Annotated in this window: 1 pseudogene; it reads right to left on the bottom strand. The window is 48.5% G+C overall.

Annotated elements, in window-relative coordinates:
- Nucleotides 1-338 (bottom strand): annotated as a pseudogene (locus tag AB4585_RS29495) (DNA topoisomerase IV subunit A); the annotation flags it as partial.

Below are 338 nucleotides of genomic sequence, written 5' to 3'. Positions count from 1 at the left end.
CTATCAAGGTCTGATATCACACTTGGTGACATGATCTCTGCGGCCTGCGGTAAGTTAACTAACGCCTTACCACTGCGGTTTTTCGACAATAGGTCACTACCGCGACAAACAAATCCATAACCTGCATCAGAGCCAACTAGCCATAACTGGTCATCATCCCCCATCAGAACCTGTCGAATACTGGTTCCAGTGGAGATATTCAAGCGCCCAGTAATCGGTTCGCCCTGACTTCTTGCGGAAGGCAGTGAATGCGATTCTAATGAGTAGCTTCGCCCATCAGAGCCTAGGAACACCGCCTGCTGATTACTCTTACCTCTTGCTGAAGTAAGGAATTTGTC

Origin of the sequence: Vibrio sp. 10N.222.49.C9 (assembly GCF_041474985.1) — a bacterium.
Lineage (GTDB): Bacteria > Pseudomonadota > Gammaproteobacteria > Enterobacterales > Vibrionaceae > Vibrio > Vibrio crassostreae_C.
The sequence above is the reverse complement of the archived record's forward strand: the minus strand, read 5'-3'. Positions and strand labels throughout refer to the sequence as shown.